The sequence below is a fragment of the Thermus antranikianii DSM 12462 genome (assembly GCF_000423905.1).
GTDB classification, from domain to species: domain Bacteria; phylum Deinococcota; class Deinococci; order Deinococcales; family Thermaceae; genus Thermus; species Thermus antranikianii.
In genome coordinates, this window is record NZ_AUIW01000005.1 from 103570 (window position 1) to 112551 (window position 8982).

Sequence of the window (8982 nt, forward strand, 5' to 3'; positions counted from 1 at the left end):
TATAGGATGGAAGGGTGTGGACCCTCACCCTGGACACCGCCACTCCCTACCTTTCCTTGGGCCTTTTCCGCGGGGAAGAGGGGGTGGGCCGGGTGGTGCGGCTAGGCCGTAAGCACGAGGAAGCCCTGTTCGGCTTACTGGACGAGCTCTTCAGGGAAGTGGGCGTGGAGCGGGAGGAGATCGGCACCCTGGTCTTAGGGGAGGGCCCGGGTTCCTACACCGGCCTTCGCATCGCTTTGGCAGCCGGCATGGGTATCGCTTTAGCCTATGGAGCCAAGGTGTTTGGGGTAAGCTCCCTCCTCGCCGCCTGCTGGCCCTTTTTGGAGGAAGGTGGGCCTCCCCTAACCGCCCTTTTCACCGCCAGAAACGGGCTCTACTACGGGGCCACCTATGCCAGGCATGAGGGGAAGCCGCTTGTGCTAGAGCCCCCCAGGAAGCTCAAAGCCCAAGAAATTTCAAGGGCCCAGCTCCAGGGTAGCCACCTTCTCCTGGACGCCCCCCCAGATCCCAGGGCCCTTTACGAGCTTCTGCCCTTTGCCAGGGATGGGGTAGAGCCCTTGTACCTTTAAATAAAGCGTCCCTGCTAGTCCGCCGCCACTCCTGGCAACCGGGGTAGACGGTACTGGTAACTGGGAAGGGGTTCCCGGAAAGCGGTTCCCCTAAGCCTTTCCGCCATCAGCACCAGGTTCTCCCCGGCAATGCGGGCATCCTCCATGAGTTCGGTGTTCTCCTTGAGGCTCACGGCCCCCCGGTGATGGGCGTAGACCAAACCCAGGGGCGCCAGGACAAACCCCATGTAGGAAAGGGGCAGGAGCATCTGCGAAAGCGCCTGGCTGGCCCCTTCCTCCTCGGCCACCGCCAACAGGACCATGGGCTTGCCCAGGTTTAAGAGACCCTGGTTCTCCATGGAGGTCATGCGCTCCAAAAGGGCCTTCATCCGGGCGGAAACGCTAAACCAGTAGACCGGCGTGGCGAAAACCACCGCGTCTGCCTGGATGAGCTTGTCCGCTATCTTGCCGAACCCGTCCCAGGGTCCTTGCACGCAGGTGTCCGGGCCGCAGGAAGCAGGGTCTTGGGAGTAGTTCCCTACGCAAAAGGGAAAGGGGTACCGCACCAGGTCCAGGCGCTCGGTGGTGGCTCCCTGGCGCCTGGCGGCTTCCAAAACCTCGTCCAACAACTCTGCCGTAAACCCGTCCGTCCGCGCCGATGCGTTGACGCCGAGCACGCGTAGACTCATAAATATCACCCAAGCACTAAACCTCCTTTAGCATAGCACGCGCACCCCAAGGCCGCCAAGGCCCGGCCATGAACTCCCCTATCCCCCGGGCCCGGACGGGGTAGCCCTTAAGCATTTCTTCCCCCACTACCGGCCCCTCGAGGCGCCACGCCAGCGTATACGTGGGGCCCGAGGAGCCTTTCCAGCGGCCCAGGGAAACGAAGTGTAGCCCCACCCCCACCAGGGGAGGGCACAAGCAGTCAACAAGCGGCAAAGCCACTGCATGGGTCCAATCCACACAACCGGACCGGGAGACCAGGGTGGGGAACTTCCCATGCTAGATTAAAGACATGGCCCTTTGGCTGGTGCGGGCGGGGAAGAGAGGGGAAACCGAGGCCTTTTGCCTCGAAAACAAGGTAGCCGCCGTAGGCTGGGACGAGGTTCCTGACCTCACCTCGTTGGACAACCGCGCGACGCTTCTGCAGCACTTGAGCACGATATATTCAGAAAAGTCCAGAAATGCCCTTATCAACTGGGCCAGCGAGTTATGGGCCTTTGCCAAAGAGATGAAGGAAGGAGACTTGGTGGCCCTCCCTTCCAAGCGAGAGCCAAAAATTCACTTCGGAACGGTGACCGGACCCTATCGCTACGTACCTGATAACCCACCCGGGGCCAAGCATACACGCCCAGTCCAATGGTTGAAGACTATCCCACGAGCGGCTCTGGACCAGGATCTACTCTACTCCCTGGGTTCCTCTCTGACCGTGGCCCAAATACAAAGGAATAATGCAGAAGAACGGGTTCGCGACCTATTAGTAAATGGGGGAGATGTAAAGAACGGAAATGGGACAGAAAAACTAAACCTCGAGGAACTTGCCCGGGATGCCATCCGGGATTACCTTAACCGCCGCTTCAAGGGGCATGCCCTGGCAAGGCTGGTGGAGGGTATTCTTCAAGCCCAGGGTTACCGCACCTTCCTCTCGCCCACCGGTCCCGATGGTGGGGTGGACATCCTGGCAGGCTCCGGGCCTTTGGGCTTTGAATCCCCCCGTATTGCCGTTCAGGTGAAGTCCGGGGATGCCCCCATAGGCACCAAGGAACTCAACGAGCTCCGGGGTGCCATGAAGAAGTTTGGAGCCAACTATGGCCTCTTTGTAAGCTGGGGTGGCTTTAAGGAAACGGCCAAAAAGGAAAAGCCCACCAGTTACTTTGAAATCCGCCTGTGGGACTCTGAAGACCTGATCCTGCACCTCTTGGAGAGCTACGAACGTCTGCCTGAGGAGCTTAAGGCCGAACTTCCCCTTAAGCGCATCTGGATCCTGGTAGAGGACGAAGAGAACGCATGACCGACACCCACGCCCACCTGGATTTCCTAGAAGAAGCCGAGCTGGAAGACGCCAAAGCCCACTTTCCGGAACTTAGGGCCATCCTCACCCTGGGGGTAGACCCAACCCGTTGGGAGAGGACCCTGGCCCTGGCCCAGGGCAATGTGTACGCCGCGGTAGGCCTCCACCCCACCTCGGCCCATCTGCTCTCCCCCGAGGTGGAAGAGGCTTTAAGGTATTACGCCCGTCACCCCCGGGTGCGGGCCATTGGGGAAAGCGGCCTGGACTATTACTGGACCCCCGAAACCAAGCCCGCCCAGCTCAAGGCCCTGGAGTTCCAAGCAACCCTGGCCGAGGAGCTCGGACTACCCTTGGTGCTCCATGTGCGGAGCAAGGATGGACAAGCGGAGGAAGACCTGGCCGCCTGGCTTCTCACCCACCGACCCAAAAGGGTGGTTCTCCATGCCTTCGGCGGGCACCCGGCCCTCGAGGCAGCGGGCCTCGAGGTGGGAGCCTACTTCAGCTTCGCAGGCCCTCTCACCTACAAGAAAAACCAGGCCCTCCGGGAAGCCGCCCAAAGGCTTCCCCTGCACAAGCTCCTGGTGGAAACCGACACCCCCTTCCTGCCCCCAGAACCCCACCGGGGAAAGCGCAACCTTCCCCACCACGTGCGCCACACCCTGAATAGGCTTGCGGAGGTGCGGGGAATGACCTTGGAGGAAATGGAATCCATCACCGACCAGAACGCGGAAACCTGCTTCCGCTGGACATAGCCCACGCCCTCTGTTTGCAAGCTCCCTGACCCCCATGGGTCAAAATGAAAGGCAATATGAGAAAGCTCCTTTTACCCCCTGTCTTACCCCTTGTCTTCCTCCTCCTAACCGCCCTGGCCGCCCCCAGGCTGGTGGTGGAGCCGGAGGACGGGGTCAAGCCGCTACTGGACCTCATCGCCTCGGCCCAGGAGGAGATCCTGGTGAAGATGTACCTCTGGACCCCAAGCCGTCTGGACGTGGTGGACGCCTTGGGGGAGGCTGTGGCCCGGGGCGTGAAGGTTAAGGTCCTTTTGGAGCGGGAGCCCTCCGGGGGACGGGTGGACCTCACGGTATTCCAGGCCCTGAAGGAACGGGGAGTAGATGTCAAGCTCACCACCCCCTTCCGCTTCGTCTTCGTCCACGAGAAAAGCCTGGTGGTGGACCGCAAGCGGGCCTGGGTGGGCACCATGAACCTCACGGGAAGCTCCTTTACCGCCAACCGGGAGTACGCCCTCATCCTGGACGATCCCAGGCAGGTGGCGGAGGTGGTAAGGGTCTTTGAAGCGGACTGGGAGGGGAAAAGGCTGGACCTCTCCCAGGCGCTTCTCGTCTGGGCCCCAAGCCGCATCCTGGGCGGAGTCAAGGAGGGCAACGCCCGGGAAACCCTCCTCGCTCTGATCCGTGGGGCCAGGAGGGAGGTTTTCCTGGAGCACCAGGCCATGGCCGATCCCGAGGTGGTGGCCGCCCTTAAGGAAGCCTTGGCCAGAGGGGTCCGGGTCCGCCTGGTGGGAAGCCCCCAGGAGCCCGGGGACACCTACTTCCTGGCGGGAGCGGAGGAGCTAAGGCGGGCCGGGGCGGATCTCCGCTTCCTACCCGATCCCTACGTGCACGCCAAAGCCCTGGTGGTGGACGGGGAGGTGGCCCTCGTGGGAAGCCTGAACCTGAGCGCCAACTCCTTAAACGCCAACCGGGAGCTTTCCGTGCGCTTCACCCGCAAGGAAGCCCCCGAGGCCTTCGCCAGGCTCCTTTCCGTGATGGAAAGGGACTTCCAGGCAGGGCTTACCGAAAACCCCTTTGCCCTACCGCCCCTGGAAGGGGTCATTCCCTGGCAAGATGCCCCTAAGTACTTTGGCCGTATAGCCACGGTGGAAGGGGTGATTCAGCAGGTGGAAGACCGGGGCACTGTGGCCTTCCTTCGGTTCGGACCCGGGGAAAGCGACCTGAGGCTGGTGGTCTTCCCAAGGAGCTACACCCTCTTCCGGCAACCCTTCCCCCAAAGCTACCTGGGTAAGAAGGTAAGGGCCAGGGGGCGCATCGTGCTTTACGCCGGCTACTACGAGATCGTCCTGGAGGATCCCTCGGCCCTCGAGGTGCTGGATGGAAGCCCTTAAGGCCCTAGGCTACGAGATAAGCCCCATAGAAGGGGGCTTCTACGGGGAGAAGCGCCGAGGGGGCGTGGTCTACCAGGTCTTCTACTCCGAGGCGGGGGACGTGCGCCTAAGGCGCCTCCGCTTCCTGAGGGAGGAGGCAAAGGCCCTAAACCTGGCCGGGGTGGAAGGGGAGTGGGCAGCCCGGTACCAGGTGGAGGAGAACTTCTTCGCCGTGGCGAACCCCCAGGACCTCCCCAGCCTGATCCTGGCCTTTGAGCGCCTTGACCTAGGGGGAGAAACCCCCTAAACTCAAGGGCAATATGCGTCTGCCCCAGGGTAATGACGCCTAGACGGGGGGCAAGGCCATCCGGCCCCCCCGGTCCCCCATGGCCGGGGGGGTCAAACCTTAAGAGGAGGGAGCATGCGGGTTCTGGTACGGGACTTGAAGAAGCATGTGGGCGAAGAGGTGGAGCTACTGGGCTTTCTCCACTGGCGGCGGGACCTGGGCAAGGTGCAGTTCCTATTGCTACGGGACCGAAGCGGCATCGTGCAGGTGGTGACCGGAGGGCAGAAACTCCCCTTGCCGGAAAGCAGCCTGCGGGTAAGGGGCCAGGTGGTGGAAAGTCCCAAGGCCCCAGGGGGCCTCGAGGTGCAGGCAAAGGAAATAGAGATCCTCTCCCCTGCCCTGGAGCCCACCCCGGTGGAGATCCCCAAGGAGGAGTGGCGGGCAAGCCCCGACACCCTTCTGGAATACCGCTATGTTACCCTAAGGGGGGAAAAGGCCCGCGCTCCCCTCAAGGTGCAAGCGGCCCTGGTGCGGGGTTTTAGGCGCTATCTAGACCGGCAGGATTTCACGGAGATCTTCACCCCCAAGGTGGTGCGGGCCGGGGCCGAGGGAGGCTCAGGGCTTTTCGGGGTGGACTACTTCGAGTACCGGGCCTACCTGGCCCAGTCCCCCCAGCTTTACAAGCAAATCATGGTGGGGGTGTTTGAGCGCGTTTACGAGGTAGCCCCGGTCTGGCGCATGGAGGAGCACAACACCAGCCGCCACCTAAACGAGTACCTCTCCCTGGACGTGGAAATGGGGTTCATCGAGGGGGAGGAGGACCTCATGCGGCTTGAGGAAAACCTCCTTCAGGAGATGCTGGAGGAAGCCCTTTCCAGTGCCGGGAACGAGATCCGGCTTTTGGGAGCCGAGTGGCCCTCCTTCCCCAAGGAAATCCCTCGCCTGACCCACGCCGAGGCCCGGAAAATCCTCAAAGAAGAACTGGGCTACCCCGTAGGCCAGGACCTTTCCGAGGAGGCGGAGCGCCTCCTCGGCCAGTACGCCAAGGAGCACTGGGGTTCGGACTGGCTCTTCATCACCCATTACCCCCGAAGCCTTAGGCCCTTCTATACCTACCCCGAGGAAAACGGCACCACAAGGAGTTTTGACCTCCTCTTCCGGGGCCTGGAGATCACCTCCGGGGGCCAGAGAATTCACCATTACCAAGACCTGGTGGAAAGCCTAAAGGCCAAGGGCATGGACCTCGAGGGCTTTAAGGGCTACCTGGAGGTCTTCAAGTACGGTATGCCCCCCCACGGGGGTTTCGCCATCGGGGCAGAAAGGCTCACGCAAAAGCTTCTCGGCCTCCCCAACGTGCGCTACGCCCGGGCCTTCCCCAGAGACCGGCACCGGCTCACCCCCTGATGCTACCCCACCCTGGCGTCGCCAGGGTGGGGTCCGAAGCAGAGGGCCACATTTAGAAGCGGTCAAAGAGGATGGCCCGCTTAACCTCCTCTATGAGCTGGGTTACGGGGATATCCCGGGGGCAGGCCTCGGTACAGTTGTAAGCGGTGCGGCAGCGCCAAACCCCGCTCCCCGATCCCAGAACCTTGAAGCGCTCCCTCTTTCCCCGGTCGCGGGAGTCAAAGATGAACCGGTGGGCCTGAACAATAGCGGCAGGGCCCAGGTACGTCCCGTTTACCCAGAAAACAGGACAGCTGGTGGTGCAGCTGGCGCAGAGGATACACTTGGTGCCGTGGTCAAACCGCTCCCGTTCCTCAGGGCTTTGCAGGCGCTCCCGGGCCGGGGGAGGCTCATCGTTGATGAGGTAAGGTTTCACCGCCCGATAGGCGGCAAAGAAGGGTTCCATGTCCACAATGAGGTCCTTCTCCACCGGCAGGCCCCGGATGGGTTCCACGGTGATCACGTTTCCCAGGTCCTTCACCAGGGTCTTGCAGGCTAGGCGGTTTCTGCCGTTGATCAGCATGGCGTCGGAGCCGCAGATGCCGTGCCCACAGCTCCGGCGGAAGGCCAGGGTGCCGTCTTGATCCCACTTCACCTTGTGCAGGAGGTCCAAAACCCGATCCCAAGGCTCGGCCTCCACCTGGTACGTGCGCCAGGTGGGCTTTTGGTCCTTGGCAGGGTCAAAGCGGAGGATCTTCAGGGTTACCTGCATGGCGCCTCCTAGTAGGTGCGGGCCTTGGGCTCAAAGCGGCCCAGGACCACGGGCTTGTAGCGGAAGGTCACCTTGCCGTCAGCCACCTTGTAGGCCAGGGTATGCTTGAGCCAGTTGACATCGTCCCGCTCGGGGTAGTCCTCCCGGGCATGGGCCCCGCGGGACTCGGTGCGGTTCAAAGCGGAGTGCACCAAGGCTTCAGAAACCTCGAGGAGGTACCCGAGCTCCAAGGCCTCCACCAGCTCGGTGTTATAGGCATCCCCCTTATCGTCAATGGAGATGCGCCGGTAGCGGTCCATGAGCTCTTTCAGGATCTCCACCTGCTTGGCCAATAGCTCTCCGGTGCGGAAGACGGAGGCGTTGTCCATCATGGTCTGCTGGAGCTCGGCCCGAAGCACCGCCACCTTCTCCTTGCCGGTGGAGTTCTTAATGCGCTCAATGCGCTCGCGGCTTTCGCCCAGGTGCTTCTCGGTGAGCTCGTGGTAATCGGCATCCTTGGCAAAGCGGGCAGCGTGGATGCCGGCACGCCGGCCAAAAACCAACAGGTCCCCCAAGGAGTTGGTCCCCAAGCGGTTGGCCCCATGCAGGCTCACGCAAGCCGCCTCCCCGGCGGCGTAAAGCCCAGGCACCACGGTGTTGTTCTCGTCCTTGATGACCTGGCCCCAAAGGGTGGTGGGAATCCCCCCCATGGCGTAGTGGGCTGTGGGCATCACCGGCACCGGCTCCTTCAGGGGGTCCACCCCCAGGTAAATACGGCTGAACTCGGTAACGTCGGGCAGCTTCTTCTCAATGACCTCAGGAGGCAGGTGGGTGAGGTCCAGAACCACGTGGTCCTTCTTGGGACCCACCCCCCGGCCCTCCCGCACCTCCAGGTACATGGCCCGGGAAACCAAATCCCTTGGGGCTAGGTCCTTGATGGTGGGGGCATAGCGCTCCATGAAGCGCTCCCCCAGGGCATTCCTCAGGATGCCCCCCTCCCCCCTGGCCCCCTCGGTGAGGAGGATGCCCAAGGGGTAAAGCCCCGTGGGGTGGAACTGGTAGAATTCCATGTCCTCGAGGGGAAGCCCCTTGCGGTAGAGGATGGCCTGCAGGTCCCCGGTAAGGGTGTAGGCGTTGGAGGTCACCTTATAGATGCGGCCAAAGCCCCCTGAAGCAATGACGATGGCCTTGGCTTGGAAGAGGTGAAGCTCCCCCGTGGCCAGTTCGTAAGCCACCAGCCCTTTGGCTACCCCATCCTCAATGATGACATCGGTGACGTGGAACTCGTTGTAAAAGGTGATGTTATGCTTCACGCACTGCTGGTAGAGGGTCTGGAGGATCATGTGCCCGGTGCGGTCAGCAGCGTGGGCCGCCCGGTGCACTGGGGCCTTGCCCCAGTCCTTGGTGTGGCCGCCAAAGCGGCGCTGGGCGATCTTACCGTTGGGGAGCCGGTCAAAGGGAAGGCCCATGTGCTCCAGTTCCAGGACCGCCTCGATCACCTCCTTGGCGAAGACCTCGGCGGCATCCTGATCGGTGAGGTAGTCCCCCCCCTTCACCGTGTCGAACATGTGCCACTCCCAGTGGTCCTCCTCCACGTTGCCCAGGGCCGCCCCTATCCCTCCCTGGGCTGCCCCCGTGTGGCTTCGCGTGGGGTAGAGCTTGGTGACCACCGCCACATCCGCACCTTCCCTAGCGGCATAAAGAGCCGTAGCTAAGCCCGCTCCACCTGCGCCTACCACGATGACCTCGTGTCTGTGCGCCATATTACTTCACCCCGAAATCGTGATTGAAAAGGGAGAGGCTTCCCCAGACTTGACCGTTATACCGCATAGAGCCCCAGGAACCTGAGGGCGGAGAGGGGATGGAAGGAGAAGGTCTCCAGGGCCGCCTTCTTCTTCC

The 8982-nt window shown here is 62.2% G+C and carries 9 protein-coding genes; 6 read left to right on the forward strand and 3 right to left on the reverse strand.

Annotation, left to right across the window (positions count from 1 at the left end; genetic code table 11):
- Positions 1 to 14: 14 nt before the first annotated feature.
- Complete coding sequence (tsaB, locus tag G584_RS0106460) at positions 15 to 569, forward strand: tRNA (adenosine(37)-N6)-threonylcarbamoyltransferase complex dimerization subunit type 1 TsaB (protein WP_028493891.1); 555 nt, start codon at positions 15 to 17, stop codon at positions 567 to 569.
- 14 nt (positions 570 to 583) lie between these two features.
- Here the strand turns inward: tsaB and G584_RS0106465 are convergent, their stop codons facing one another.
- On the reverse strand, positions 584 to 1237 hold the full coding sequence (locus tag G584_RS0106465; protein WP_028493892.1) for a flavodoxin family protein: 654 nt from the start codon (positions 1235 to 1237) through the stop codon (positions 584 to 586).
- A gap of 329 nt (positions 1238 to 1566) precedes the next feature.
- Between G584_RS0106465 and G584_RS0106470 the strand changes: the two genes are divergently transcribed.
- From G584_RS0106470 to aspS, 5 genes are all read left to right on the forward strand, one after another.
- Entirely contained in the window at positions 1567 to 2562 is a 996-nt protein-coding gene (locus G584_RS0106470) for a restriction endonuclease (RefSeq protein ID WP_028493893.1), read from the forward strand.
- Positions 2559 to 3314 carry a TatD family hydrolase gene (locus G584_RS0106475; protein WP_028493894.1) on the forward strand — a complete coding sequence of 252 codons (756 nt, stop codon included), beginning with the start codon at positions 2559 to 2561 and terminating at the stop codon, positions 3312 to 3314. Before G584_RS0106470 ends, G584_RS0106475 begins: the two co-directional genes overlap by 4 nt.
- Positions 3315 to 3370: 56 nt before the next feature.
- A complete protein-coding gene (locus tag G584_RS0106480; RefSeq protein WP_028493895.1) occupies positions 3371 to 4684 on the forward strand; it encodes a phospholipase D-like domain-containing protein in 1314 nt (437 codons plus the stop codon).
- Complete coding sequence (locus tag G584_RS0106485) at positions 4671 to 4970, forward strand: hypothetical protein (RefSeq protein ID WP_028493896.1); 300 nt, start codon at positions 4671 to 4673, stop codon at positions 4968 to 4970. The genes G584_RS0106480 and G584_RS0106485 overlap by 14 nt, the downstream gene beginning before the upstream one ends.
- A 114-nt stretch (positions 4971 to 5084) precedes the next feature.
- Positions 5085 to 6353, forward strand: coding sequence for an aspartate--tRNA(Asn) ligase (gene aspS / locus G584_RS0106490; protein ID WP_028493897.1), 1269 nt, complete (start codon positions 5085 to 5087; stop codon positions 6351 to 6353).
- A gap of 52 nt (positions 6354 to 6405) precedes the next feature.
- Here aspS and G584_RS0106495 read toward each other — a convergent pair whose 3' ends face one another.
- On the reverse strand, positions 6406 to 7104 hold the full coding sequence (locus tag G584_RS0106495; protein WP_028493898.1) for a succinate dehydrogenase iron-sulfur subunit: 699 nt from the start codon (positions 7102 to 7104) through the stop codon (positions 6406 to 6408).
- A gap of 8 nt (positions 7105 to 7112) precedes the next feature.
- Positions 7113 to 8846 (reverse strand): succinate dehydrogenase flavoprotein subunit, encoded by a 1734-nt coding sequence (gene sdhA / locus G584_RS0106500; RefSeq protein ID WP_028493899.1) that lies wholly within the window; start codon positions 8844 to 8846, stop codon positions 7113 to 7115.
- Between the last annotated feature and the right edge of the window lie 136 nt (positions 8847 to 8982).